The sequence below is a fragment of the Micromonospora sp. S4605 genome (assembly GCF_003176715.1).
GTDB classification, from domain to species: Bacteria; Actinomycetota; Actinomycetes; order Mycobacteriales; family Micromonosporaceae; genus Micromonospora; species Micromonospora echinaurantiaca.
Genome location: NZ_QGSW01000229.1, coordinates 1 through 25,391, shown reverse-complemented (window position 1 = coordinate 25,391; position 25,391 = coordinate 1). Strand labels below are relative to the sequence as shown.

Genomic DNA, 25,391 nt, shown 5'->3' with positions numbered 1-25,391 from the left:
TGGCCGCCCTGGCCGCCCTGGCCGCCGCGCGGGCCGCCCTGCTCGCCGCGGCCGCCGCCACGCTCCCGGCGGCCGCCCGGCTCCGCGTCGTCCTCCAGTCGCAGGGTCAGCGAGATCCGCTTGCGCGGCACGTCGACGTCGAGCACCTTGACCCGGACCACGTCACCGGACTTGACCACCTCGCGGGGGTCCTTGACGAACGTCCGGGACATCGCCGAGACGTGCACCAGGCCGTCCTGGTGCACCCCGACGTCCACGAACGCGCCGAACGCGGCCACGTTGGTGACCACGCCCTCCAGCACCATGCCGGGCGTCAGGTCGCTGATCTTCTCCACCCCCTCGACGAAGGTGGCGGTGCGGAACTCCGGCCGCGGGTCGCGGCCCGGCTTCTCCAGTTCGGCGAGGATGTCGGTGACCGTGGGCAGGCCGAACGTCTCGTCGACGAAGTCGGTGGCCCGCAGCCCGCGCAGGATGGCGCTCTTCCCGATCAGCGCCCGCAGGTCCTGCCCCGTGTGCGCCAGGATCCGGCGGACCACCGGGTACGCCTCGGGGTGCACGCTGGAGGAGTCCAGCGGGTCGTCGCCGTCGGGGATGCGCAGGAAGCCGGCGCACTGCTCGAACGCCTTCGGGCCGAGCCGCGGCACCTTCTTCAGCTCGGCCCGGGAACGGAACGGGCCGTTGGCGTCCCGGTGCAGCACGATGTTCTCCGCCAGCCCGGCGCCGATGCCCGAGACCCGGGTCAGCAGCGGCGCGGAAGCGGTGTTCACGTCCACCCCGACCGCGTTCACGCAGTCCTCCACCACCGCGTCCAGCGACCGGGAGAGCTTCACCTCCGACAGGTCGTGCTGGTACTGGCCGACCCCGATCGACCGCGGATCGATCTTGACCAGCTCGGCGAGCGGGTCCTGCAGGCGTCGGGCGATGGAGACCGCCCCGCGCAGCGAGACGTCCAGCCCGGGCAGCTCCTGCGCGGCGTACGCGGACGCCGAGTAGACCGACGCGCCGGCCTCGGAGACCACCACCTTGGTGAGGTTGAGCTGCGGGTGCCGCTTGATCAGCTCAGCGGCCAGCTTGTCGGTCTCCCGCGAGGCGGTGCCGTTGCCGATCGCGACCAGCTCCACCCGGTGCGCCGCGGCGAGCCGGGCCAGCGTCTCGATCGAGGCGTCCCACTGCCGGCACGGCTCGTGCGGGTAGATCGTGTCGGTGGCGACCACCTTGCCGGTGGCGTCCACCACGGCGACCTTCACCCCGGTACGCAGGCCCGGGTCGAGGCCCATGGCCGCCCGGGTGCCGGCCGGGGCGGCGAGCAGCAGGTCGCGCAGGTTCGTGGCGAAGACCCGGACCGCCTCCTCCTCGGCAGCCTGCCACAGCCGCATCCGCAGGTCCGCGCCGAGGTGGATGAGGATCCGGGTACGCCAGGCCCAGCGCACCGTGTCGGCCAGCCACCGGTCGGCCGGGCGCCCCTGGTCGGTGATCCCGAACCGGCCGGCGATGGCCGCCTCGTACCGGGTCGGTCCGGTGGCCACGGCGTCGGAGTCGCCCTCCGGCTCCGGATCCATCGTCAGGTCGAGCACGCCCTCCTTCTCGCCCCGGAACATCGCCAGGATCCGGTGCGACGGCAGCTTCGGGTACGGCTCGGCGAAGTCGAAGTAGTCGGCGAACTTCGCGCCAGCCTGCTCCTGCCCGTCGCGTACCCGGGAGACCAGCCGGCCCCGCGACCACATCTGCTCGCGCAGCGACCCGATCAGGTCCGCGTCCTCGGCGAACCGCTCGATCAGGATGGCCCGGGCGCCGTCCAGCGCGGCTGCCGGGTCGGCCACCCCCTTGTCGGCGTCGACGAAGCTGGCGGCCACCTCCCGGGGCTCCCGGGACGGGTCGGCCAGCAGCGTGTCGGCCAGCGGCTCCAGCCCCGCCTCGCGGGCGATCTGCGCCCGGGTCCGCCGCTTCGGCTTGTAGGGCAGGTAGATGTCCTCCAGCCGGGACTTGGAGTCGGCGGCCATGATCTGCGCTTCCAGCGCCTCGTCCAGCTTGCCCTGGCCGCGGATCGACTCCAGTACAGCGGCCCGTCGCTCGTCCAGCTCGCGCAGGTAGCGCAGCCGCTCCTCCAGGGTGCGCAGCTGGGTGTCGTCGAGCAGGCCGGTGGCCTCCTTGCGGTACCGGGCGATGAACGGCACGGTGGCGCCGCCGTCGAGCAGCTCGACGGCCGCCCGCACCTGACGCTCGGCGACGCCGAGCTCCTCGGCGATCCGCTGATGAACAGAGAGGGTCACGATCTCGATCCGCCTTCGGGTCTGGGTTCCGCAATGCATTGTGCCGGCCCCGCGCCGGAAAGGTTCCGGCGCGGTTCCCTCAGGGTCGGCTGCCGGTCGAGGTCCGTTACGGGCCCGGGTCGACATCGTTGGTCACCGGGCGGCGCTGTGTACCGGACCGGCATGCTCGCCCCTCCGTGACAGCCAGGTACCGGGAGTATCGACGTGACCCTGACCGCTGGGCCAATCACCACGCCCCGAACCGAGCGGCGACAGAACTGCTTCGACGCGCTTCGGCTGCTGGCCGCCGTATCCGTCGTCGTCGGGCACGCGAACACCCACCTCGGTGCCGGATTCCTGTGGTACCGCCACGACAACGGCCTGTGGTTCTTCGACGGAGTGATGGCCTTCTTCATTCTCAGCGGCGGCATGGTCTACGCGTCCGCCGACCGGTGCCGGCGGGACGGTCGACCCATGCGGGAGTACCTGCGTAACAGGTTTCTCCGGATCGTCCCGGCGCTGTACGCCTACTTCGTCGTCGTGGTCGCCGTGTTGCTGGTCCTGCGGGTCGTTCCGATCGGCGCAATCGGCAGCACGCCGTTCCTGGCCTGGGCGGTCAGCAACCTGGCACTGATTCCGGTATACCACCCGGCCCTCTTCGGCGGATTCGGCGTCGGGGTGCTGAACGGCAGCCTGTGGACCATCCCCGTAGAGGTCAGCTTCTACCTGGTGCTGCCGGGGCTGGTGTGGCTGGCCCATCGGATCGGCTTCCGGGCCATGGTCGCGCTGGCGTTCGCCGGCGGCGTCACCGGGACCGTGCTGCAGGCCGCCCTCGGCGGCCCGACGACCGAACTGCTCGCCGGGAAGTTGCTCGGCGTGACGTTCTGGCCCTGGCTGGCCTTCTTCGTCATCGGCATCGCGCTCGGCCGGATCTGGACGAGGCTGCCGCACCACTGGACCCTGGCCGCGGGCGGCGTCCTGCTCTACACGGCCGGCACCGTGATACGCCACCACACGGCCACGGAGTGGTCGATGGTCGTGGGCATCGCCGTCGCGGTGCCCCTGGCGTACCTGCTGTTCTGGCTCGGCCACTACGGCCCCGCCGCGCTGCGCCGGATGACCGAGCGGATGGGCGACCTGAGCTTCGGCGTCTACATCTGGCACATGCCCGTGATCAACCTGCTGATCTGGTCGGGTATCGCCGGGCACTTTCGCGACACCGTGCTGGTCACGGCGGTCATCGGGCTCACCTGCTCGCTGGCGTTCGCCTCGTGGCACCTGGTGGAGAAGCCAGCGCTGCGCCTCAAGCGGTACAGCTCCCGGGCGGGCGGGGGCACGAAGCGTGAGCAGCCGGCACCGCAGGCTGGCTAGCGTCCTTGTCGTCGACGGCGGGGCTTCGTCACCCCCGCCATTTTCGTGGCCGACCCGCTAGCGTTGCGATCATGGAAACGCCTGCGGACCCCCGCGCTCGGCGGCTCTTCGGCGGTAGCGCCCGGGCCCTCGGCGACCTGGCGACGAGTCCGTTCCGGTCGGACCGCGACCGGATCGTCGGCTCGCCGTTCTTCGCCCGCCTCGGCGGGGTCACCCAGGTGATCAGCCCGGTCGGCGCCGGCCTGCTGGTGCACAACCGGCTCACCCACAGCCTGAAGGTCGCCCAGGTGGCCCGGGCGATCGCCGAACGGCTCACCGCCGACGGCGAGTACCGCGATCTGCTGGCGAAGCTCGGTGGCTGCGATCCGGACGTGGTGGAGGCGGCCGCGCTGGCGCACGACCTCGGCCACCCGCCGTTCGGGCACCTCGGGGAGCGGGTGCTGGACCGGCTGGCCCGCCACCGGCTGGGGCTCGCCGACGGATTCGAGGGCAACGCGCAGTCGTACCGGATCGTCACCAGCACCGAGATCCGGGGCGCGGCGACCACCGGCCTGGACCTGACCGCGGCCGTCCGGGCGGCGCTGCTGAAGTACCCGTGGACCCGGCTGGACCACCCCGACCCGCACCCCCGGCTGATGGAGCCGCCGCCGCGTGGCGCCACCCCGCCGCCGGACGACCCGGCCAGCGGCTCGGCGAAGTTCGGCGCGTACCGGACCGAGGTGGACGACCTGCGCCAGGCCCGGGAGCCGTTCGTCGGCCGGATCGCGGACTGGCAGCAGACCGTCGAGGCATCCGTGATGGACACCGCCGACGACATCGCGTACGCCATCCACGACGTGGAGGACTTCTACCGGGTCGGTGTGCTCCAGCAGGGGGCGGTGGCCGCCGAGCTGATGGCCTGGCAGCGCGAGAGCGGGCACTTCCGGGCCATCACCGACGCCGCCCTGGGCAGCGCGGCCCGCCGGCCCGGCGCGGCGATCGAGCGGCTGCGCCGGCAGCTGCACCGCAAGGACGCCTGGGTCGCCGACGACGAGGCGTTCGCCGCCGCCGTCGAGCACGTCCGCGAGGAACTGGTGGAGGGGCTGCTCGCGGTGCCGTTCGACGGCTCGATCGAGGCGGAGCAGTACGTGGCCCGCTTCTCCGCCCGGTGGACCACCCGGTTCGTCGACGCGATCACCGTGGTGGAGCACCCCTCGGTGCGCTCCGGGCACGTGCTGCTGGCCCCGGCACAGTGGCACGAGGTGCAGGTGCTCAAGTTCGTCCACCACCGGTTCGTGCTGGCCCGGCCCGACCTGGCCCTGCACCAGCGCGGTCAGGCCCGGCTGCTGGGCACGCTGGTGGAGGCGCTGCTGGACTGGCTGCTCGATCCCGAGGAGGAGTCCCGGCTGCCGCGCCGGCTGCACGATCTGGTCGAGCTGGCCGAGGCGGAGCTGCATCCGCGTACCCCGGACCGGATCGGCAAGGCCCGGGGGCGGGCCATCGTCGACTTCGTCGCGCAGCTCACCGACAACCAGGCGGTCGCCATGCTGGACGCGCTCTCCGGCCGCTCCGGCGCCCTCTGGACCGACGCCTTCGTGCTCTGACCGCCGGCCGGGGGGCCGGCGCTCCGCCGTGCCCCGGCGTCCGGGCAGCGGCCGTGCGGCGCGCCCGGGGACCGCTCAGGCGACCGACTGCCACCAGCCGTCCACCGCGGGCGGGTCGTCCACCACCACCCGCTCGCCCGGCCGCGGTACGGCCAGCCGCACGTCGCGCGCCTTGGCCTCGGCCCAGAGCCGGTCCACCGGCTCGGACCAGTCGTGCAGGGCCAGGTTGAAGGTGGCCCAGTGCACCGGGATCAGCAGCCCGCCGCGCAGGTCCAGGTGGGCGCTGACCGCCTCCTCGGGGAACATGTGGATGCTCGGCCAGGCCCGGTCGTACGCGCCGATCTGCATCAGGGTCACGTCGAACGGGCCGTGCTCCGCGCCGATCTCGGCGTACCCGTCGAAGTAGCCGGAGTCACCGGTGTAGAAGACCTTCCGCCGCGCCCCGGCGATCACCCACGAGCTCCACAGCGTGCCGTCGCGGCGCAGCCCCCGCCCGGAGAAGTGCTGGGCGGCGGTGGCGGTGATCTCCAGCCCGGCCAGCCGGTGGCACTCCGACCAGTCCAGCTCGACGATCCGGTCCGCCGGTACGCCCCAGCGGTCCAGGTGCGCGCCGACCCCGAGCGGCACCAGGAACGGCGCGGACTGGCTCGCCAGCAGCGCTCGCACGGTGGCCATGTCGAGGTGGTCGTAGTGGTCGTGGGAGATCAGGATCGCGTCGACCGGCGGCAGTTCGTCGAGCCGTACCGGGGGCTCGTGCAGCCGGCGCGGGCCGACCACGGCCGACGGTGAGCAGCGCTCGCTCCACACCGGGTCGAGCAGCACCCGCCGGCCCTCGATCTCGATCAGCGCGGAGGCGTGGCCGTACCAGACGACGTTCAGCTGGCGGTCGGCGTCGGTGGCCGGCGGTTCGGCCGGGCGCAGCAGCGGCACTGCCGAGCGGGGCCGGCGCTGCTGCTTGCCGAAGACCAGTTCCCAGAGCAGGTTGCGGCCGGGGTCGGCGACCATCGTCCGGGTGCTCGCCCGGTTGTGGAAGGTGCCGTCGCGGAACTGCGGCGAGCGGGCGGCCCGCTCGGCCCGGGCCCCGGTGAGCCGGCCACCGAGCGCCGCCGGCACGTCCCGGGCGACCCAGGCCAGCCCGGCGAGCGCGGCCAGCCCGACGCCGCCGCGCAGTCGGCGCCCCCGCGCCTGGTCGAGTTCCGATCGCCCCACTGGTCGCCGCATCGCCGTCCCCTCCGCCGTCTCCCGCCCTACACGGTAGCCACCGTGGCACCGCCGTGGCCGGGCGAATCGGGCGGCCACGGCGGTCACGGCGGTCACGGCGGCACGCGGGCGGCTCAGCCGCCGTTGCTCGGCCGCTGGGCGGCCAGCCGGTGGGTCACCCCGGCGCCGGTGAGGTTGGCCGTCACGTCCAGCATCCGCCGGCCCAGCCGGGCCCGGGCCGTCACTGCGGGGTGGGTGGCGCCGTAGTTGTCCGGGTCGGCCTGCCCGTCGGCGAAGAGCACGTACGTCACCAGCGGCGCCCCGGCGGCGTCGAAGATCACACCGGCCTCGTGCCGGGCGTCGGCGAACCAGCCGGCCTTGGTGGCGATCCGGGCCCGCTCAGCCGACGAGGTGGTGCGCCGGATCCCCTCGTTGAACGCGATGGGGGAGCGCAGCAGCTTGAGCAGGAACGCGGTGGAGGCCGGCGTGAGCAGGGTGCCGGCGACCAGCGCCCGCAGCAGGTCGTGCGTCTCCCGGGGCGTGCTGGTGCCGAGGAAGAACCGGTTCGGGTTGGCCACCGGCTGCACCTGCGTCTTCGGGAAGCCCTTGGCCACCAGGATGCTGTTCAGCTCGGCAGCCGGGCAGACCAGGCCGCAGAGGCGTACCGCGGTGTCGTCCGAGACGGTCAGCAGGGCGGCCAGCGCGTGGCCGAGGGTGACCGAGCTGGGGTAGGCGTTGTCCAGGCTGAAGATGCCGTCCCCGCCCGGCACCACGATCGCGGCGGTCACGTCGACCCGCTGGTCCAGCGTGAGCAGCCCCCGGTCAACCTTGTCGAGCACCGCCACCGCGACCGCGATCTTGTTCACGCTGTAGGCCTCGAGCACCTGGTCGGGCGAGTCGGCCACGACCTCCAGCGGCCCGTCGGCGGTGGCCAGGCTGAGGTAGGCCTGCCAGTTCCCGCCGGCCGTCGTCGTCTCCCGCAGGTAGGCCGCCTCGATCAGCGGCGCGACCAGTTCCGGTCGGGCGTTGACCCGGGCGGAGCGGCCGGCGACGGCCGACGATCCCGGGTCAGCGGCGGCGGGCACGGCGCCACCCAGCACCGTGCCGGCGGTGGCCACCGTGCCGATGCCCAGTGCGGTCCTGCGGTTCACTCTGATGGCCAATCGTCTCTCCCGTCCGGCGCGGATCGTGTCCTCCGGCCACCATAGGGGAAGAGATCGAAGCGGGTGATCCCGTGCTCACCACGGCCGCCGCCGCAGCGCCGATCCGACCGCGCCGGGCAGGCCGCCGACGGCGCGGGCCAGCTGCCCGAGGTCGGGCAGCCAGCCGCCGCGGACCACCTCGCTGGACGGGTCCGGAGCGAACACCACCCCGTCGCGCGGCGGGGTCCGCCGGTCGGTCAGCGCGAGCAGCCGCATCAGCGGCCCGACCAGGACGTCGTAGACGCCGGGCAGCGCGGTGAAGCCGACCCGCATCACCACGTTGGCCCGGCCCACGGAGACCTCCCGGCGGGGCCGGTCGGCGCAGTCCAGGATGGCCCGGGCGACCCGCTCCGGGGTGGTGACCGGCAGGGGTGGGCGGCCGAGCCGACCCAGGTGGTTCGCGGCCCGCTGGTAGACCGGGGTGTCCACACTGCCCGGACTGACCACGCAGACCTCGACGCCGGGGGTGTCCCGGGCCTCCTGCTGCAACACCCGGGCCAGCCCCTGCAACCCCCACTTGCTCGCCACGTAGCCGCTCAGGTAGGGGGCGGTGATGTGCCCCAGCACCGAGCCGACGAGGATCAGCGTGCCGCCACCGGCGGCCTGGAACCGGCGCAGCGCCACCCGGGCCACCGCCGCGGCGGCCAGCAGGTCGGTGCGTACCACCTGCTCGAAGACCCGCGCCGGGGTCTCCTCGAACCGGCCGTACGCCATCACCGCCGCGGTGTGCAGCCAGACGTCGACGCGGCCGAACCGGTCCACCGCCGCGTCCGCGAGCGCGTCGACCGCGCCGTCGGCCGTGATGTCGGTCGGTACGTCCAGCGCCTGGGCGCCGGCGGCGGCGCACTCGTCGCGTACCTCGGCGAGGGTGGCGGGGGAGCGGGCGGCGAGCACCAGCCGGTCCCCGCGCTCGGCGAAGGCCCGGGCCGCCGCCCGGCCGATCCCGCTGGTGGCGCCGGTGACCACCACGACCCGGCTCACGGTTCGAGCACGACCTTGACGCAGCCGTCCTCCTTCTTCTGGAACATCTCGTACGCCTGCGGCGCCCGCGCCAGCGGCATCCGGTGGGTACGCAGGTCAGCCACGCCCAGCGGATCGGCGTCGTCGGCGAGCAGCGGCATGATCTCGTCGACCCAGCGGCGCACGTGGCACTGCCCCATCCGCAGCTGCACGCCCCGGTCGAACATCTCCATCAGCGGCAGCGGGTCGACCTCGCCGCCGTACACCCCGGAGACGGAGACGGTGCCACCGCGGCGGACCGCCTTGAGTGCGGCCTTGAGCACGACGAGCCGGTCCACGCCGACCTTGTCGGTCATCGTCCGGGCGAGCGCGTCCGGCAGCAGCCCGGCGGCGGTCTGGGCGAGCTTGCCCAGCGGCGCGCCGTGCGCCTCCATGCCGACCGCGTCGATCACCGCGTCCGGGCCGCGCCCGTCGACCAGGTCGATCAGCGTGCTCGGCACGTCGTCCAACTCGCTGACGTCGAGCACCTCGATGCCGTGCCGGCGGGCCATCGCCAGCCGCTCCGGCACCAGGTCGAGCCCGATCACCCGGCCCGCGCCGAGGTGCCGCCCGATCCGGGCGCAGAACTGGCCCACCGGGCCCAGCCCGAAGACGGCCAGGGTGCCGCCCGGCGGGGTGTCGGCGTATTTCACCGCCTGCCAGGCGGTGGGGAGGATGTCGGAGAGGTACAGCCAGCGCTCGTCGGGGCCGGTCGCCGGCACCTTGATCGGGCCGAACCCGGCGTGCGGCACCCGCAGGTACTCGGCCTGCCCGCCGGGCACCGACCCGTAGAGCGAGGTGTAGCCGAACAGCGCGGCGCCCTTGCCCTGCGCGGTGACCTGGGTGGTCTCGCACTGCGCGTACAGCTGGCGGTCGCACATCCAGCAGGAGCCGCAGGCGATGTTGAACGGCACCACCACCCGGTCGCCGGACTTGAGCCGGGTCACCCCGGACCCGACCTCCTCGACGATGCCCATCGGCTCGTGGCCGAGCACGTCGCCGGGCTTCAGGTAGGGCCCGAGCACCTCGTACAGGTGCAGGTCGGAGCCGCAGATCGCGGTGGAGGTGACCCGGATGACCGCGTCGGTCGGCTCCTCGATGCGCGGGTCGGGCACCTCCTCCACCCGTACGTCCCGCTTGCCCTGCCAGGTCAGTGCCTTCATGCCCGATTCCCTTCGCGCGCGCGTCCCCCGGGTGCTACCCCGGCAGGCGGGGTTGAACCGGCCGGCGGGCGGGCGGTCCCCGGCCGAGCCGTGGCTCGGCCGGGAGAGCGGGGAAAAGGGGGACGGGCCGCCGCGCTCCCGATCGGGGAGTGCGGCGGCCCGTCCGACGAGCCGCCAGGTTCAGGAGCCGGGGGTGTCGCCCCGCTTGGCGGTGGCCTTCAGGTAGTCCCGGTTCAGCCGGCCGATGGTGTTCAGCGGGATGCCCTTCGGGCAGACCACCGTGCACTCGCCGGCGTTGGTGCAGCCGCCGAAGCCGGCCTCGTCGTGCGCGTCGACCATGCCGATCACCCGGGTGTACCGCTCGGGCTGGCCCTGCGGCAGCAGCGAGAGCTGGGTGACCTTCGCCGCGGTGAAGAGCATGCCCGAGCCGTTCGGGCAGGCCGCCACGCAGGCGCCGCAGCCGATGCAGGCCGCCGACTCGAAGGCGGCGTCCGCGTTGGCCTTGGCCACCGGCACCGAGTGCGCCTCGGGGGCGCTGCCGGTCGGCGCGGTGATGTAGCCGCCGGCCGCGATGATCTTGTCGAACGCGCCGCGGTTGACCACCAGGTCCTTGATCACCGGGAAGGCCCGGGCCCGCCACGGCTCGATGTCGATCGTGTCGCCGTCGGAGAACTGCCGCATGTGCAGCTGGCAGGCGGTGGTGCCGCGCTGCGGCCCGTGCGCGTTGCCGTTGATCATCAGGCCGCACATGCCGCAGATGCCCTCGCGGCAGTCGTGGTCGAACGCCACCGGCTCCTCGCCGTTGAGGATCAACCGCTCGTTGAGCACGTCGAGCATCTCCAGGAACGACATGTCCGGGGAGACGTCGTCGACCTGGTAGGTCACCATCCGACCCTTGTCCTCGGGGCCGGACTGGCGCCAGATGCGCAGGGTCAGGTTCACTTGTAGCTCCGCTGCGTGGGGTGGACGTATTCGAACTTCAGGTCTTCCTTGTGCAGCACCGAGGGCTCGCCGGTGGCGGTGAACTCCCAGGCCGCGACGTAGGCGAACCGCTCGTCGTCGCGCTGCGCCTCACCGTCCGGCGTCTGGTGCTCGGCCCGGAAGTGGCCGCCGCAGGACTCCTCGCGGTGCAGGGCGTCGATGCACATCAGCTCGGCCAGCTCGAAGAAGTCGGCCACCCGGCCGGCCTTCTCCAGCGACTGGTTGAGCCCGTCGCCGTCGCCGAGCACCCGGACCCGCTGCCAGAACTGCTCGCGCAGGGCCCGGATCTCGTCGATCGCCTTGCGCAGCCCGGCCTCACTGCGCTCCATGCCGCAGTGCTCCCACATGATCTGGCCCAGTTCGCGGTGGAACGAGTCGACGGTCCGGTCGCCGTTGACCGCCAGCAGCCGCTGGATCCGGTCCTCGACGTCGCGCCGCGCCTCCACCGCCGCCGGGTGGCTGCCGTCGACCTTCTCGAACGGGCCGGCGGCCAGGTAGTTGGCGATGGTGTTCGGCAGCACGAAGTAGCCGTCGGCCAGGCCCTGCATCAGCGCCGAGGCGCCGAGCCGGTTGGCGCCGTGGTCGGAGAAGTTTGCCTCACCGATCACGAACAGGCCGGGGATGGTGGACTGCAGGTCGTAGTCGACCCAGAGGCCGCCCATCGTGTAGTGCACGGCGGGGTAGATCCGCATCGGCACCTCGTACGGGTCCTCGCCGGTGATCCGCTCGTACATCTCGAAGAGGTTGCCGTACTTGGCCTCGATGGCCTTGCGGCCGAGCCGCTGGATCGCGTCGGCGAAGTCGAGGTAGACGCCGAGCCCGGTCGGGCCGACGCCGCGCCCCTCGTCGCAGACGTTCTTCGCCGCCCGGGAGGCGATGTCCCGGGGCACCAGGTTGCCGAAGGAGGGGTAGATCCGCTCCAGGTAGTAGTCCCGCTCGTCCTCGGGGATGTCCTTCGGGCCGCGGGTGTCGCCCTTGGCCTTCGGCACCCACACCCGGCCGTCGTTGCGCAGCGACTCGCTCATCAGGGTCAGCTTCGACTGGTGGTCGCCGGAGACCGGGATGCAGGTCGGGTGGATCTGGGTGTAGCAGGGGTTGGCGAAGTACGCGCCCTTGCGGTGCGCCCGCCAGGTGGCGGTGACGTTGCAGCCCTTGGCGTTGGTGGAGAGGTAGAAGACGTTGCCGTAGCCGCCGGAGGCGAGCACGACGGCGTCCGCGAACTCGGTGGTGATCTCGCCGGTGACCAGGTCCCGGACCACGATGCCCCGGGCCTTGCCGTCGACGACGATCAGCTCAAGCATCTCGTGCCGGGCGTTCATCTCCACGTTGCCCAGGCCGATCTGCCGCTCCAGCGCCTGATACGCGCCGAGCAGCAGCTGCTGGCCCGTCTGGCCCCGGGCGTAGAAGGTGCGCTGCACCTGGGCGCCGCCGAACGAGCGGGTGTCCAGCAGGCCGCCGTACTCGCGGGCGAACGGGACGCCCTGCGCCACGCACTGGTCGATGATGTTGACCGAGACCTCGGCCAGCCGGTGCACGTTCGACTCGCGGGAGCGGAAGTCGCCGCCCTTGACCGTGTCGTAGAAGAGCCGGTGCACCGAGTCGCCGTCGTTGCGGTAGTTCTTGGCGGCGTTGATGCCGCCCTGGGCGGCGATCGAGTGCGCCCGGCGCGGGCTGTCCTGGTAGCAGTAGGACTTGACCCGGTAGCCCTGCTCGGCGAGCGTGGCGGCGGCCGAGCCGCCGGCCAGGCCGGTGCCGACCACGATCACCGTCATCTTCCGCCGGTTGGCCGGGTTGACCAGCTTGGCGTCGAAGCGGCGGCGTTCCCAGCGGGTCTCGATCGGGCCGTCGGGAGCCTTGGTGTCGGCGATCGGGTCGCCCTCGGTGTAGAGATCCATGTCAGGACACCAATCCGGTGAGTACGGCGAACGGGACCACCAGGAAGCCGGCGCAGAGCGCGACGGCGAAGACCAGCGCCGCGGTGCGCGCCCGGCGCTCGCCCTTCGGGGTCTGCTGGCCGAGGCTGCGGAACGCGCTGAACGCCCCGTGCCGCAGGTGGAAGCCGAGCGCGACGATCGCCAGGGTGTAGAAGAGCGTGACGTACCAGCGCTCCGGCGCGAAGTCGGCGACGACGTTGGCGTACGGCTTGCTCGGGTCGCCGACCGGGTTGAGGTGGCCGGTGGTCAGGTCCAGCAGGTGGTAGATCACGAAGAGCAGGATGATCACCCCGCCCCAGCGCATCGTGCGGGCCGCGTAGCTGCCCTGCACCTTCGGGCGGTGCGCGTACCGGACCGGACGGGCGGCGCGGGAGCGCCGGGCCAGCATGGTGGCGGCGGCGATGTGCGCCACGACGGCGATGGTCAGCGCGCCGCGCTGGATCCAGAGGAACCAGACGCCCGGCAGCAGCGGCTTGCCGATGTCGCGCAGCCAGTGCGCGTAGTGGTCGAACGAGGTCTCCCCCGTGAACACCTTCAGGTTGCCGAGCATGTGCAGGATCAGGAACAGCACCAGGATGATGCCCGTCACCGCCATGACGGCCTTGAGGCCGACATTGGAGCGGATGGGCGACCGTGTTCTCGTGACTACCACCCGACCGACGCTAGGAGCAGTTTGATCAGTCGTCCAATGCATCGACCTCGTAGTCTTGATAGCCATAAGCTATGTAGATGCAGCTCCATCAGCTCCGGTACTTCGTGGCGGTCGCAGAAGTACGACATTTCACCCAAGCCGCCGACATCGTCGGGATAACCCAGCCTTCGTTGAGTAAGCAAATTCACGCCCTGGAGACCGACCTCGGGGCCCCGCTCTTCGAGCGGGTAAGGGGCAACATCAGCCTCACCGCGGCCGGCGAGGTACTGCTGCCGTTGGCCAAGCGGATCCTCGCCGACGTCGACACCGCCACCCGCGAGGTGCAGGAGCTGGTCGGGCTGCGGCGGGGCCGGGTCCGGCTCGGCGCCACCCCGAGCCTGGCCACCTCGCTCGCCCCGCCGGTGCTGCGCCGGTTCCGTGACGCGCACCCCACCATCGACCTGCGGGTCGAGGAGGGCGGCTCGCAGGACCTGGTCCGCGACCTGCTCCGCGGCGACCTCGACCTGGCCCTGATCATCATGCCCGCGCAGGGCATCGACCCGGGCCTGCGGGCCGACCCGATCCTGCGGGAGAGCCTGGTGGTGGCGTCGGTGGAGGAGCTGCCCGCCGCGAAGCCGACCGGTCGGCTGCTCATCACCGACCTGCGCGACCAGCCGATGGTGATGTTCCGCGAGGGCTACGACCTGCGCGACGCCACCCTCCAGGCGTGCCGGTCGGCCGGCTTCGAGCCGACCGTCGCGGTCGACGGCGGCGAGATGGACGCGGTGCTCAGCTTCGTCGAAGCCGGGCTGGGCGTCGCGCTGGTGCCGGGCATCGCCCGCCGCCCGGGCGTCCGGTTCACCCGGCTGGCGCCGCCCGGGGTGACCCGGACCATCGCGGTGGCTCGCCGCCGGGACGTGGTGCCCACCCACGCCGGGCGGGAGCTGCGCCGGATCCTGCTCGACTACGTCCGCGACGCGACCGCCGAGGGCCAGCTCCCGGCCGGCGTCGAGCCCCTGGCGTAGCCGGTCGGCGGGGTCAGCGGCCCTCGGCCTCGTCCATCGCCCGGTAGATGCGCTGCTCGGAGACCGGGTACGGGGTGCCCAGCGCCTGGGCGAAGACGTTCACCCGCAGCTCCTCGATCATCCAGCGGATCTGCCGGACCGCCGCCGAGGTCCGCCTCGTCGGCGGCAGGGCGGCGAGCAGGTCCTGGTACTCCTTCCACACCACCGCGATCCGGTCCTGCTGCTGCTTGTCCCGCTGCGGGTTGCCCGGCAGCCGGTCCAGCCGCCGCTCGATCGCGGTCAGGTAGCGCAGCAGGTCGGGCAGCCGGGCGTACCCGGTCTCGGTGACGAAGCCGGCGTGCACCAGGCCGGTGAGCTGGGCCCGGATGTCGGCCAGCGCGGCCACCACTGCCAGGTTCTGGGTCCGGCCGAGCCGCTGCTCCACCGCGTACGCGGCGGCGAGCACCCGGCGTACCCGGTCCATCACCTCGACGACGGTGTCCACCAGGTCGGCGCGCACCTTCTCGCGCAGCGCGGCGAACCCGTCGGCGTCCCAGGCCGGCCCACCGGCGTCGCCGACCAGCTTGTCGATCGCCGCCCCGGCGGCGTCCTCGATGAGCGCCTGCACCCCGCCGTGCGGGTTGCGGCTCAGCGCCAGCTTCGCCTCGTTCGACAGCCGCCCCTGGAGGAACTTCGCCGGCGAGGGCACGGTCAGCCGCAGCAGTCGCCGGGTGCCGGCCCAGTGCGCGGCCTCCTGTTCGGCCGGCGAGTCGAACACCTTCACCCCGACCGTGGCGCCCTCGTCCACCAGCGCCGGGTACGCGGTCACCGCGTAGCCGGCACGGACCTGCTCGATGGTGCGAGGAAGGTCGTCGATGCTCCACTCACGGAGGCCCGTCCGGGCGACGTCCGGCGCGGCGGCCGCCACCACCTGGCGTACCTCCGCCTTGAGCTGGCGTTGCAGGGCCGGCAGGTCCTTGCCCTCGGCGACCGGCTGGTTCTCCTCGTCGAGTACCCGGAAGCTGACCCGCAGGTGCGGCGGCAGCTTTTCCAGGTCCCACGCGTCCCGGGGCACGGTCACCCCGGTCATCCGGCGCAGCTGCCGGGTCAGCGCGTCGAGCAGCGGTTCCTCGCCGGCCGGCATGGCCGCCAGCGCCGCCCGGGCGTAGTCGGGCACCGGGACGAAGTTGCGGCGCACCGCCTTGGGCAGCGACCGGATCAGCGCGACCACCAGCTCCTCGCGGAGCCCCGGCACCTGCCAGTCGAAGCTCTCCGCCGGCACCTGGTTGAGCAGCGGCAGCGGGATGTCCACGGTCACCCCGTCGGTCGGGGTGCCCGGCTCGAACCGGTAGGTCAGCGGCAGGCTCACCCCGTCGGCGGACCACTCGTCGGGGTAGTCGGCCTCGTCCACCCCGCCCCGGCCGGCGTTGACCAGCAGCTCGCGGGTGAAGGTGAGCAGCTCCGGCCGGTCCCGCCGGGTCTTCTTCCACCACGCGTCGAAGTGCCGGCCGGAGACCACGTCGGCCGGGATCCGCTCGTCGTAGAACTGGAAGATCGTCTCGTCGTCGACCAGGATGTCCCGCCGCCGGGCCCGGTGCTCCAGCTCCTCGATCTCGGTCAGCAGCCGCTGGTTGTCCCGCCAGAACTGGTGGTGGGTGGACCAGTCGCCCTCGACCAGCGCGTGCCGGATGAACAGCTCGCGGCTCAGCGCCGGGTCGATCCGGCCGAAGTTGACCTTGCGGGCGGTGACCAGCGGAACGCCGTAGAGGGTGACCTTCTCGTACGCCATCACCGCCGCCTGCTTCTTCTCCCAGTGCGGCTCGCTGTAGCTGCGCTTCACCAGGTGCTGGGCGAGCGGCTCGACCCACTCCGGCTCGATCCGGCCGGCGACCCGACCCCAGAGCCGGGAGGTCTCCACCAGCTCGGCGGCCATCACCCAGCGCGGCGGCTTGCGGAACAGCGCCGAGCCGGGGAAGAGCGCGAACTTCGCCCCCCGGGCGCCCAGGTACTCGTTCTTCTGCGCGTCCTTCAGCCCGACGTGGGAGAGCAGGCCGGCCAGCAGCGACTGGTGCACCTTCGGGGTGTCGATCTCCTCCGGCAGGTCCGCGCCGGCGGCGCTGCGCCGGCCACCGTCGGCCGCGGCCTCCGGTGCGCCGCGCCGGCCGCGTCCCCGCCCGTCCCCCTCGGGGGTACGCAGCACCTGGCGCAGCTGGCTGACGATGTCCTGCCACTCGCGCACCCGCAGGTAGTTGAGGAACTCGGCCTTGCACATCCGCCGGAACGCGCTGGAGGAGAGCGCCCGCTGCTGCTCCCGCAGGTGCCGCCAGAGGTTGAGCAGCGTGACGAAGTCCGACTCGCGGTCGGTGAACCGGGCGTGCGCCTGGTCGGCCTGGGCCTGCTTGTCGGCCGGCCGTTCCCGCGGGTCCTGGATCGACAGCGCGGCGGCGATCACGACCACCTCGGTGGCGCAGCCGTTGCGCTCGCCCTCGACCACCATCCGGGCCAGCCGCGGGTCGACCGGGAGCTGCGCCAGCCGCCGGCCCAGCGGGGTGAGCCGCTTCGCCGGGTCGGTCTCGGTGACGTCCAGCCCGCCCAGCTCGTGCAGCAGGTTGACGCCGTCGGTGATGTTGCGCCGGTCCGGCGGGTCGATGAACGGGAAGGCGGCGATGTCGCCGAGCCCGATCGCGGTCATCTGGAGGATGACCGAGGCCAGGTTGGTGCGCAGGATCTCCGGGTCGGTGAACTCCGGGCGGGAGAGGAAGTCCTGCTCGTCGTAGAGCCGGATGCAGATGCCGTCCGAGGTGCGGCCGCAGCGCCCCTTGCGCTGGTTGGCCGACGCCTGGGAGATCGGCTCGATCGGCAGCCGCTGCACCTTGAGCCGGTTGCTGTAGCGGGAGATCCGGGCGGTGCCCGGGTCCACCACGTACTTGATGCCGGGGACGGTCAGCGAGGTCTCCGCCACGTTGGTGGCCAGCACCACCCGGCGGCCGGAGTGCGGGGCGAAGACCCGGTGCTGCTCGGCGGTGGAGAGCCGGGCGTACAGCGGCAGGATCTCGGTGCCGAGCAGCGCGCGCTTGGACTGCACCAGCTTGCCCAGCGCCTCGGCGGTGTCCCGGATCTCCCGCTCGCCGCTGAGGAAGACCAGGATGTCGCCGGGCCCCTCGGCGGCCAGTTCCTCGACCGCGTCGCCGATCGCCTGGATCTGGTCCCGGACGTTCTCCTCGTCGTCGGCGTCCTCCTCGTCGGCCTCGCTGACCTCGATCAGTGGCCGGTACCGCACCTCCACCGGGTACGTCCGCCCGGACACCTCGACGATCGGCGCGGGCTTCCCGTCGGGCGCGTCCTCGGTCGGGGGTCCGGCGAAGTGCCTGGCGAACCGGTCGGTCTCGATGGTCGCCGAGGTGATGATCACCTTCAGGTCGGGGCGGCGGGGCAGGAGCTGCTTGAGGTAGCCGAGGATGAAGTCGATGTTGAGGCTGCGCTCGTGCGCCTCGTCGATGATCAACGTGTCGTACTGGCGCAGCATCCGGTCGGTCTGCAGCTCCGCCAGCAGGATGCCGTCGGTCATCAGCTTGACCAGGCTGCGGTCGCTGACCTGGTCGGTGAAGCGCACCTTGTAGCCGACCACGTCGCCCAGCTCCGTGCCGAGCTCTTCGGCGATCCGGTCGGCCACCGTCCGGGCGGCCAGCCGGCGCGGCTGGGTGTGCCCGATCAGCCCGTGCACGCCGCGCCCCAGCTCCAGGCAGATCTTCGGCAGCTGGGTGGTCTTGCCGGAGCCGGTCTCGCCGGCCACGATCACCACCTGGTGGTCGCGGATCGCGGCCGCGATGTCGTCGGAGCGCTCGCTGACCGGCAACCCGGCCGGGTAGGTGATCACGGGCACCGCAGCCCGACGGGACTCCAGCCGCAGCTCCGCCGCCGTCACGTCGGCGGCGATCTCGGCGAGCGCCGACTCCCGACGCTGCGGGTCCCGCAGCTTCCGCACCCCGTCCAGCCGCCGCTGGAGGCGGCGCTGGTCGCGGAACATCAGCGGGTTCAGGCGGCGGTGCAGGTCGCGGACGTCGGTCGCGGCGGGTGCGGCTGGATTCTGCATGTCGTGGCCAAGGATAGGCAGCCGGGCCGGGCGCCGCCCCTGGGTTACCGGCCGCACCGGCCGCTGCGCGGGACGCCGCCGGGGCCCGGGCACCCGTGCCGCGTGGCCGTGCCGCCGTGCCGCCGTGCCGGCGTGCCGCCGTGCCCGGCGCACGTGCCGCCGGGCGGTGCTGCCGCCCGTGCCGCCGTGTCCGGCGTCCGTGCGGGCGGTGCCGCTGAGCGGTGCCGCCGTGTCCGGCGCCCGAGCCGCCAGCCTCGCCGGCTGGTCGCCCGGTCTAGAGTTGACCGCCGATCGAAGCGGGGGGAGCGGGATGACGATGCGCGAGACCGACCGGGCGCTGGTGCAGGCCGCCACGGCGGTCGCCAAGTTGCGCTGTCGCAGCGAGAACCACACGGTGGCCGCGGCCGTCCGCAGCGCCGACGGCCGGGTCTTCAGCGGGGTGAACGTCTACCACTTCACCGGCGGCCCGTGCGCCGAGGTGGTGGCGATCGGCGCGGCCGCCACCCAGGGCGTGACCGAGCTGGAGACCATCGTCGCGGTGGGCGACCGGGGGCGCGGGGTGATCCCGCCGTGCGGGCGCTGCCGGCAGGTGCTGCGGGACTACTTCCCCGACCTGCGGGTGATCGTCGGCCCGCCGGACGCGCTGCGCGTGGTGCCGGTCGGCGAACTGCTGCCCGAGACGTACGTCTGGGCCGACCACCAGCTCGACGCGCCGGTCGACCCGGCGCCCGCGCCGCGCACCGGAGACTGACCGCCCGGCGTCCACCGCCCGGCGTTTGTCGGCGGTCGTTCGGCTCCGGCTCCGGTGTCCGGCGCCGGTCAGTCGCCGGCGGCGGCCTCCAGCATCGACCGCGGCAGCGGCACGCTCTCGAAGCGTAGGTTGCCCTCCGGCACCAGCCAGCTCATCACCTCGACGGCCAGCCGGCCGGCCCGCACCGCCGGGTCGTTGTGATACAGCTCGCGGGCCTCGTCCGGGCTGACCGACAGGACGACGAAACCGCGCAGCCGCTCGTCGTCGGCGTCCACGAACGGGCCGGCGGCCAGGACGAGCCCCTGCTCCACCAGCCCCGCCTGGTGCGCCAGGTGCGCGTCCTGCAACCGGTCGAGCGCGTCGAGCGGCAGGTCCGGGGCGTCCGGCGGGCGGACCAGGAGCACGACCGTGTGCTGGTCGAATCGCATGCCCACACCCTAGGGCGGAGCGGGCCCGCCGCGCCCCGAACCGGCGCTGTCCGCCCTGCTCGGGAGGGCGGCGGATCGACGCCGGCGAGTTAGGCCAGGCTAAGTCGGTCGGCTAAGGTAAGGCGTACCTAAGCGCGAACGTGCAGGAGATCAGTGACCACCCTCGCCACCCGACCGGCGCCCGCCGGCGGCCGGACCGGCGGCCGTGGCGGCCGCCGGGTGGCGGTCACCCTGGCCGCCGCGCTCGCCCTGCTCCTCGCCGTACTGGCCAGCTTCGCGTTGGGCAGCCGGCCGCTCCCCGTCGACCAGGTCTGGCACGCGCTGACCGCCCCGGACGGCGGCGAGGCCAGCACCATCGTCCGGGAACTGCGCATGCCGCGTACCGCCCTGGGGCTCGCCGTCGGGCTCGCGCTGGCGGTCGCCGGGGTGCTGTTCCAGGCGCTCACCCGCAACCCCCTCGCCGAGCCCCGGATCCTCGGCATCAGCGCCGGCGCGTCGACCGGCGTGGTGCTGGCCATCTCGGTCTTCGGCGTCGGCACCCTCGCCGGCTACGTCTGGTTCGGCATCGGCGGCGCGCTGCTGGCCGGGCTGCTGGTCTTCGCCGTCGCCAGCCGCGCCCGCGAGGGCGCCAGCCCGGTCACCCTCGCGCTGGTCGGCGCGGCCCTCGACGCCAGTCTCGCCTCCGTGGTGTACGCGCTGCTCAGCATCGACGCCCGCACCTTCGAGGAGTACCGGTTCTGGGTGGTCGGCGGGCTGACCGGCCGGGACCTCACGGTGGCCGCCCAGGTGCTGCCGTTCGTGCTCGCCGGGCTCGCGCTGGCCGCCCTGGTCGCCCGCGGCCTGGACGCGCTCGCCCTCGGCGACGACGTCGCCCGCGGCCTGGGGCACCGGATCGGGCTGGTCCGCCTCGGCGGTGGCGCGGCGGCCGTGCTGCTCACCGGGGCGGCGGTCGCCGCCGCCGGGCCGATCGCGTTCGTCGGGCTCGCCGTGCCGCACCTGGCCCGGGCCCTGGTCGGCGCCGACCACCGGTGGACCCTCGCCGTCTCCGCGCTGCTCGGTCCGGCGCTGCTGCTCGGCGCCGACGTGATCGGCCGGCTCGTCGCCCCGCCCGGGGAGGTGCCGGCCGGCATCGTCACCGCGCTGATCGGCGCCCCACTGCTGGCCTTCCTGGTCCGCCGCGCCAAGGTGGTGACCGCGTGAGCGCCCCCGCCCGTCCCGTCGCGCCCGTCCCGGCCGCCGAGCCGAAGACCGCCGGCCCCGGGGTCGCCGGCCTGCCCGGCCGCTCGCTGCTGCGGGTCGGCCCGGTCAGTCTGCAGGTGCGCCGCCGCTCGGTGCTGGTCGCCGCCACGCTGGTCGTGCTGCTGCTGGCCGCCGGGGTGCTCAGCCTCTCCCTCGGCACCCCGTACGTCGCGCCGGCCGACGTGCTGCGCGCCCTCTCCGGCGCCGGCACCCCGTACGACCTGGTGGTCTTCGACCTGCGGCTGCCCCGGCTGGTGCTGGCCGCGGTGGCCGGCGCGGCGTTCGGGGTGGCCGGCACCCTGATCCAGAGCGTGGCCCGCAACCCGCTGGCCAGCCCGGACGTCATCGGCATCACGCAGGGCGCCGGTCTGGCCGCCACCGTGGCGCTGACCACCGGCGCGGCCGCGGTGGTGGTGGCGCCCGCCGCGCTGGCCGGCGGGCTGGCCGCCGCGCTGCTGCTGCTCGTCCTCGGCGCCCGGCACGGGCTGGCCGCGCAGCGGTTCGTGCTCGCCGGCGTGGCGGTCGCCTTCGCGCTGCGGGCGCTCACCGAGGTGGTCATGCTCACCGCCGATCCGATCGACGGGCTGCGGGCGCAGATCTGGCTGATCGGCACGCTCGCCGGCAAGGGCTGGACCGAGACCGCCTGGATCGCGCTCACCCTGCTGGCGCTGCTGCCGGTGCTGCTCTGGGCCGGTTGGGCGCTGAACAGTTCGGCGCTGGACGACGACACCGCCCGGGGGATCGGGCTGCGTCCGGTGGCCCGCCGGATCGGGCTCGCGGTGACCGGGGTGCTCGCCGCCGCGTCGGTCACCGCCCAGGTCGGCGCGGTCGACTTCGTCGCCCTGGTCGCCCCGCAGCTGGCCCGGCGGCTGGTCCGCGCGGAGCGCCCGCCGCTGGTCTGCGCCGCGCTGCTCGGCGCGCTGCTGCTGGTGCTGGCCGACCTGGCCGGCCGGCGGCTGTTCGCCCCCACCCAGCTGCCCGCCGGGGTGCTCACCGCCGCCATCGGCGGCCCCTACCTGATGTTCCTGCTGCTCCGCGGCCGCCGGCGGTCGTCGTGACGCCCGCCGAGCCCGGCCGTCGTGGCCAGGCCCCCGACCGCCGACCCCTCGAAGGAGGCGCGATGCTCTCCACCCGCGACCTGGTCGCCGGCTACGACGAGCGGACCGTGCTGGACGGGCTGGACCTGGAACTGCCCGCCGACGCGTTCACGGTCATCGTGGGCCCGAACGCCTGCGGCAAGTCCACCCTGCTGCGCACCCTCGCCCGGCTGCTCACCCCCCGCCTCGGCACGGTGCTGCTCGACGGCACGGCCATCCGGGAGCTGCCGACCCGGGAGGTCGCCCGCCGGCTCGCCGTGCTGCCGCAGAGCCCGCTGGTGCCCGAGGGCGTCACCGTCGCCGACCTGGTCGGTCGGGGCCGGCAGCCGTACCAGCGCTGGTGGCGGCAGTGGTCGGAGCAGGACAGCGCGGCGGTCGACCGGGCGATGGCGCTCGCTGACGTGGCCGGCCTGGCCGACCGGCCGGTGGACACCCTCTCCGGCGGCCAGCGGCAGCGGGTGTGGATCGCGATGACCCTCGCCCAGGACACCGAGGCGCTGCTGCTCGACGAGCCGACCACCTTCCTCGACCTCGCTCACCAGGTCGAGGTGCTGGACCTGCTGCACCGGCTGCGCGCCGAGCGCGGCCGCACCGTGGTGGCCGTGCTGCACGACCTCAACCAGGCCGCCCGGTACGCCGATCACCTGATCGCGATGCGGGCCGGTGCCGTGGTGGCCGCCGGGCCGCCCCGCGAGATCCTCACCGCCGACCTGGTCCGGGACGTCTTCGGCCTCGACTGCGTGGTCGTGCCCTGCCCGGTCACCGGGGCGCCGCTGGTGGTGCCCGCGCTCACCAGCCCGACCCTGGCCACCCCGCCGGCGCAGTCCACCCCGGCCGACCGATCCGCCGCACCCGACGGATCCGCTGGCGCCGCCGCCTCCGCTGGCGCCGCCGGGTCCGGTGGTGCAGCCGCGTCCGGTGGTGCTGCCGGTCCGGGCGGCGCCGTGTCCTCGGAGGCCGCCCCGGTCGGTTCGAGTTCCTCCGGTGTCGCGCCGTCCGGCGCCACCCCAGGTGCCGCCCCGGCCGGTGGCACCGACTCCGGTGCCGGGTCGTCCGGCGCCGCCCCAGCCGTCGGCGGGAACGCTCTCGCCGGCTCGTACCCCTCGGAAGGAATCTGATGCGTCGTCTCGCCGCCGCCCTCACCGCGGCGCTCGCCCTCGGCGTCGGCCTCACCGCCTGCGGTGAGAGCGACCCGGTCGCCGGCACCACCACCGGGGAGACCCGGGAGATCACCCACGCCATGGGCACCACCAAGGTGCCGGCCGAGCCGAAGCGCGTCGTCGTGCTCGACACCGACAAGATCGACACCGCGCTCTCCCTCGGCATCACGCCGGTCGGCGCCGCCACCGCCGGCGAGGCGCGGAGCTGGCCGACCTACTTCGGCGAGGACAAGCTCGCCGGCATCAAGGAGGTCGGGGTGCTCACCGAGCCCGACCTGGAGGCGATCAACGCCCTGAAGCCGGACCTGATCCTGGGCAGCAAGTTCCGCCAGGAGAAGTTCTACGACGAGCTTGCCGCCATCGCGCCGACCGTCTTCACCGAGAAGGTGGGCATCACCTGGAAGGAGAACTTCCTCCTCGACGGCAAGGCGCTCGGCAAGGAGCAGCAGGCCAAGGACCTGCTGACCACGTACGAGACGCGGGCCAAGGAGTTCGGCACCAAGCTCGGCGACGCGGCCAACCGCAAGATCTCCATCGTCCGCTTCGTTCCGGGCAACATCCGGGTCTACGGCCCGGACTCTTTCTCCGGCATCGTCATCGGCGACACCGGGCTGGGCCGCCCCGAGCGGCAGCAGCTGGCGAACAAGGAGGACAAGCGGTTCGACCTGGTCAGCCCGGAGCGGGTCAACGAGGTCGACGGCGACGTCATCTTCGTGACGGCGTACGGCGAGAAGGCCGCCGGCGAGCAGGCCAAGGTCACCACGGGCAGCCTCTGGAAGGGCCTGTCGGCGGTCAAGGCCGGCAAGACGTACGTGGTCTCGGACGAGATCTGGATGACCGGCATCGGCGTCGGCGCCGCCAACAAGATCCTCGACGACCTCCAGAAGTACCTCACCGCCTGACCCAAGGCGCTCCGTCGCCGCCGCAAGATCGCGCTCGATCCGGGATGTAGTGGCCTCACACCCGATGTGAGGCCACTACATCCATGTTGTAGCGCGATCTTGTGGGTCATCGGCGCGATCTTGTGGAGTCATCGGCGCGGTCTTGCGGGTTGTCGCGCGATCCGTGGTTACCCGCGTGGGCGGTGGCCCCGGGTGCGCAGGGCGGCCCGGACCTCGGCGACGAAGCCGTCGAAGTCGTCGCGGAGGCGCCGGGCGGTCAGGTGCAGGACGATCCACTCGTCGCCGAGCAGCTGGTTGAGGCGACGGCGGTCCCGGTGGAACTGTTCGGGGTCGTCGTGCCAGAGCCCGTCGTACTCGACAGCGACCTTGAACTGGGGCCAGGCCAGGTCGAGTCGGGCGACGAAGCGGCCCGCGTCGGCGACGACGTACTGCGTCTCCGGGCGGGGCAGCCCGGCCAGCACCAGCCGAACCCGGGCGCGGGATTCCTGCGGCGACTCGGCGCCCGGGTCGGCCAGGTCCACGGCCCGCAACAGCGACCGCCACCCGCGGCGGCCCGCCCGGTTCAGGGCGTACTCGCGCAGCGCCGCGCGGTCGGTGAGCCGGCGGGCGAGCAGCCCGTCGATCACCACGATGGCCTCCACCACATCGAGCCAACGGGCCACGTCCCAGCAGGTCCGGGTCGCGCTCGTGACCGGGATGCCAGCCCGGTCGACGATGTCGCCGGGATCCGTGCAAGCGTGCCGGACTCGCAGGCCGGCCGCCGGCCCCGTGCGGGCGGTCGTCGGCACCAGCACCTCGACCGGCTCCGTCGACGCGAGCCGCCCGACGCCGTAGAGGGCGGCTGCCGAGCGACCCGCGATGGCCGAGCCCGGCGGCACCAACCATCGGGCGACCGCTGAACACCGGGTGCGGTGGGTCACCGTGAGGTGGGCGTCGGCGTAGACGTCGCGGAACAGCGGCCGCCAGGCCGAGCTGCGCAGGTCGTTGCGGGTCAGCAGGCCGCTGGAGACGGCGACCGAACCACGGAAGATCCGGCCGCGCAACTGGGGCGGACGGCGAGGGGCCTTCGGCATGCCGTCCACGCTGACCGATCGCGGCCGTCCGCGCTGACCCCTGTGGATAACTCCGCCCGCCCGGGGAACGGCCAGCGCACTGCCCCGGGAACGGCCGGCGCACTGCCCCGGGAACGGCCGGCGCACTGCCCGGCAACGGTCTCCGCATCGGTCCGGCAAGAGATCGCGCCCTAACAACGAAGTAGTGGCCTCCTACGGCTGGGAGGCCACTACTTCATTGATACAGCGCGATCTTACTGGTCAGCGAGTGGACGGGGGCCACGCGGGTGGGTGTCGGAGGCGCGGGCGGAAGGCTTCCTGGGGCGGGAAACCCGTCGGGGCTGTCTCTTAT

Annotated in this window: 18 protein-coding genes and 1 pseudogene; 8 read left to right on the top strand and 11 right to left on the bottom strand. The window is 73.4% G+C overall.

Annotated elements, in window-relative coordinates:
- On the bottom strand, window positions 1-2,309 hold a 2,309-nt coding region (locus DLJ47_RS19720; protein WP_109901464.1), incomplete at its 3' end, for a Tex family protein.
- A gap of 165 nt (window positions 2,310-2,474) precedes the next feature.
- Between DLJ47_RS19720 and DLJ47_RS19715 the strand changes: the two genes are divergently transcribed.
- A complete protein-coding gene (locus tag DLJ47_RS19715; protein ID WP_158289851.1) occupies window positions 2,475-3,620 on the top strand; it encodes an acyltransferase family protein in 1,146 nt (381 codons plus the stop codon).
- Between the two features lie 71 nt (window positions 3,621-3,691).
- Window positions 3,692-5,203: a deoxyguanosinetriphosphate triphosphohydrolase family protein gene (locus DLJ47_RS19710; RefSeq protein ID WP_109901458.1), complete on the top strand. Its 1,512-nt coding sequence runs from the start codon at window positions 3,692-3,694 to the stop codon at window positions 5,201-5,203.
- A 75-nt stretch (window positions 5,204-5,278) separates the two neighbouring features.
- Here the strand turns inward: DLJ47_RS19710 and DLJ47_RS19705 are convergent, their stop codons facing one another.
- The 7 genes from DLJ47_RS19705 to DLJ47_RS19675 all read right to left on the bottom strand — a co-directional run bounded on the left by DLJ47_RS19705 (window position 5,279) and on the right by DLJ47_RS19675 (window position 13,376).
- Window positions 5,279-6,424: an MBL fold metallo-hydrolase gene (locus DLJ47_RS19705; protein ID WP_109901456.1), complete on the bottom strand. Its 1,146-nt coding sequence runs from the start codon at window positions 6,422-6,424 to the stop codon at window positions 5,279-5,281.
- A 113-nt stretch (window positions 6,425-6,537) separates the two neighbouring features.
- On the bottom strand, window positions 6,538-7,554 hold the full coding sequence (locus DLJ47_RS19700) for a serine hydrolase (protein ID WP_199235913.1): 1,017 nt from the start codon (window positions 7,552-7,554) through the stop codon (window positions 6,538-6,540).
- 87 nt (window positions 7,555-7,641) lie between these two features.
- Entirely contained in the window at window positions 7,642-8,586 is a 945-nt protein-coding gene (locus DLJ47_RS37655; RefSeq protein ID WP_109901452.1) for an SDR family NAD(P)-dependent oxidoreductase, read from the bottom strand.
- Window positions 8,583-9,767 carry a zinc-dependent alcohol dehydrogenase gene (locus DLJ47_RS19690; RefSeq protein ID WP_109901450.1) on the bottom strand — a complete coding sequence of 395 codons (1,185 nt, stop codon included), beginning with the start codon at window positions 9,765-9,767 and terminating at the stop codon, window positions 8,583-8,585. The genes DLJ47_RS37655 and DLJ47_RS19690 overlap by 4 nt, the downstream gene beginning before the upstream one ends.
- Before the next feature lie 180 nt (window positions 9,768-9,947).
- Window positions 9,948-10,709, bottom strand: coding sequence for a succinate dehydrogenase/fumarate reductase iron-sulfur subunit (locus DLJ47_RS19685; RefSeq protein WP_109901448.1), 762 nt, complete (start codon window positions 10,707-10,709; stop codon window positions 9,948-9,950).
- Window positions 10,706-12,643 (bottom strand): fumarate reductase/succinate dehydrogenase flavoprotein subunit, encoded by a 1,938-nt coding sequence (locus DLJ47_RS19680; RefSeq protein ID WP_109901446.1) that lies wholly within the window; start codon window positions 12,641-12,643, stop codon window positions 10,706-10,708. The genes DLJ47_RS19685 and DLJ47_RS19680 overlap by 4 nt, the downstream gene beginning before the upstream one ends.
- 1 nt (window position 12,644) lies before the next feature.
- Window positions 12,645-13,376 (bottom strand): succinate dehydrogenase cytochrome b subunit, encoded by a 732-nt coding sequence (locus DLJ47_RS19675; RefSeq protein WP_088994991.1) that lies wholly within the window; start codon window positions 13,374-13,376, stop codon window positions 12,645-12,647.
- A 35-nt stretch (window positions 13,377-13,411) separates the two neighbouring features.
- Here DLJ47_RS19675 and DLJ47_RS19670 point away from each other — a divergent pair, with 35 nt between their 5' ends.
- Window positions 13,412-14,338: a LysR family transcriptional regulator gene (locus tag DLJ47_RS19670; RefSeq protein WP_109901444.1), complete on the top strand. Its 927-nt coding sequence runs from the start codon at window positions 13,412-13,414 to the stop codon at window positions 14,336-14,338.
- 13 nt (window positions 14,339-14,351) lie between these two features.
- Here the strand turns inward: DLJ47_RS19670 and hrpA are convergent, their stop codons facing one another.
- A complete protein-coding gene (gene hrpA / locus DLJ47_RS19665) occupies window positions 14,352-18,410 on the bottom strand; it encodes an ATP-dependent RNA helicase HrpA (RefSeq protein WP_109901442.1) in 4,059 nt (1,352 codons plus the stop codon).
- 310 nt (window positions 18,411-18,720) lie between these two features.
- On the opposite strand from hrpA, the gene DLJ47_RS19655 reads away from it, so the two are divergent.
- Window positions 18,721-19,161 (top strand): cytidine deaminase family protein, encoded by a 441-nt coding sequence (locus tag DLJ47_RS19655; protein ID WP_109901440.1) that lies wholly within the window; start codon window positions 18,721-18,723, stop codon window positions 19,159-19,161.
- Between the two features lie 68 nt (window positions 19,162-19,229).
- Here the strand turns inward: DLJ47_RS19655 and DLJ47_RS19650 are convergent, their stop codons facing one another.
- Window positions 19,230-19,589: a YciI family protein gene (locus DLJ47_RS19650; protein ID WP_109901462.1), complete on the bottom strand. Its 360-nt coding sequence runs from the start codon at window positions 19,587-19,589 to the stop codon at window positions 19,230-19,232.
- A gap of 153 nt (window positions 19,590-19,742) precedes the next feature.
- On the opposite strand from DLJ47_RS19650, the gene DLJ47_RS19645 reads away from it, so the two are divergent.
- The 4 genes and pseudogenes from DLJ47_RS19645 (at window position 19,743) to DLJ47_RS19630 (ending at window position 23,987) form a co-directional block, all read left to right on the top strand.
- The gene (locus DLJ47_RS19645) at window positions 19,743-20,789 is read left to right on the top strand and encodes a FecCD family ABC transporter permease (RefSeq protein WP_109901438.1); all 1,047 of its coding nucleotides are present in this window, start codon (window positions 19,743-19,745) and stop codon (window positions 20,787-20,789) included.
- Window positions 20,786-21,886, top strand: coding sequence for a FecCD family ABC transporter permease (locus DLJ47_RS19640; RefSeq protein ID WP_233257906.1), 1,101 nt, complete (start codon window positions 20,786-20,788; stop codon window positions 21,884-21,886). Before DLJ47_RS19645 ends, DLJ47_RS19640 begins: the two co-directional genes overlap by 4 nt.
- Window positions 21,887-21,948: 62 nt before the next feature.
- Window positions 21,949-22,713, top strand: a pseudogene (locus tag DLJ47_RS19635) (ABC transporter ATP-binding protein); the annotation flags it as partial.
- Between the two features lie 329 nt (window positions 22,714-23,042).
- A complete protein-coding gene (locus DLJ47_RS19630; RefSeq protein WP_109901436.1) occupies window positions 23,043-23,987 on the top strand; it encodes an ABC transporter substrate-binding protein in 945 nt (314 codons plus the stop codon).
- Between the two features lie 167 nt (window positions 23,988-24,154).
- Here DLJ47_RS19630 and DLJ47_RS19625 read toward each other — a convergent pair whose 3' ends face one another.
- On the bottom strand, window positions 24,155-25,060 hold the full coding sequence (locus DLJ47_RS19625) for an endonuclease domain-containing protein (protein WP_146228147.1): 906 nt from the start codon (window positions 25,058-25,060) through the stop codon (window positions 24,155-24,157).
- Window positions 25,061-25,391: the final 331 nt, after the last annotated feature.

Excerpts from the sequence above, each read along its gene's own strand:
- hrpA (WP_109901442.1), bottom strand. The coding sequence starts at position 18,410 with ATGCAGAATCCAGCCGCACCCGCCGCGACCGACGTCCGCGACCTGCAC.
- DLJ47_RS19630 (WP_109901436.1), top strand. The coding sequence starts at position 23,043 with ATGCGTCGTCTCGCCGCCGCCCTCACCGCGGCGCTCGCCCTCGGCGTC.
- DLJ47_RS19650 (WP_109901462.1), bottom strand. The coding sequence starts at position 19,589 with ATGCGATTCGACCAGCACACGGTCGTGCTCCTGGTCCGCCCGCCGGAC.
- DLJ47_RS19690 (WP_109901450.1), bottom strand. The coding sequence starts at position 9,767 with ATGAAGGCACTGACCTGGCAGGGCAAGCGGGACGTACGGGTGGAGGAG.
- DLJ47_RS19680 (WP_109901446.1), bottom strand. The coding sequence starts at position 12,643 with ATGGATCTCTACACCGAGGGCGACCCGATCGCCGACACCAAGGCTCCC.
- DLJ47_RS19675 (WP_088994991.1), bottom strand. The coding sequence starts at position 13,376 with ATGCATTGGACGACTGATCAAACTGCTCCTAGCGTCGGTCGGGTGGTA.
- DLJ47_RS19705 (WP_109901456.1), bottom strand. The coding sequence starts at position 6,424 with ATGCGGCGACCAGTGGGGCGATCGGAACTCGACCAGGCGCGGGGGCGC.
- DLJ47_RS19710 (WP_109901458.1), top strand. The coding sequence starts at position 3,692 with ATGGAAACGCCTGCGGACCCCCGCGCTCGGCGGCTCTTCGGCGGTAGC.
- DLJ47_RS19625 (WP_146228147.1), bottom strand. The coding sequence starts at position 25,060 with ATGCCGAAGGCCCCTCGCCGTCCGCCCCAGTTGCGCGGCCGGATCTTC.
- DLJ47_RS19655 (WP_109901440.1), top strand. The coding sequence starts at position 18,721 with ATGACGATGCGCGAGACCGACCGGGCGCTGGTGCAGGCCGCCACGGCG.
- DLJ47_RS19670 (WP_109901444.1), top strand. The coding sequence starts at position 13,412 with ATGCAGCTCCATCAGCTCCGGTACTTCGTGGCGGTCGCAGAAGTACGA.